Raw genomic sequence first — 319 nt, forward strand, 5'->3', positions numbered from 1 at the left:
TCTTCGAAGGAGGCTCCCGGCGAAGGCATGCTCCGCCCTCCGTCATCTCATAGGAGCCGCTGCGCGCTCCCTGAATCATGCGACGCGGAGTTCGTCGGTGACGCCGGCAAAGCGCTGTTATCACCGGCCGATAGTGACAAGGTGTCGAATACCGGACAGAGCCCGAGGCCGAGCTCGCGAAGGCGCGAAAACCGGTTCAGGGAAGACTATCCCGAGGTTTCCAGGCGGCGATCGCCGCGCAGAAGGTTCAACCAGGCCTCCGACATTTTCTCCGCGCCTGTGCCCCCGATATGGCAATCGTCGTAGCGGTCGTCTCCAT

Annotated in this window: 1 pseudogene; it reads right to left on the reverse strand. The window is 62.7% G+C overall.

The annotated features are described in order from the left end of the window. Positions 1–206 precede the first annotated feature (206 nt). Positions 207–319 (reverse strand): annotated as a pseudogene (locus tag AF337_RS46435) (sialate O-acetylesterase); the annotation flags it as partial.

The sequence above is a fragment of the Rhizobium ecuadorense genome (assembly GCF_001187535.1).
Classification (GTDB): Bacteria; Pseudomonadota; Alphaproteobacteria; order Rhizobiales; family Rhizobiaceae; genus Rhizobium; species Rhizobium ecuadorense.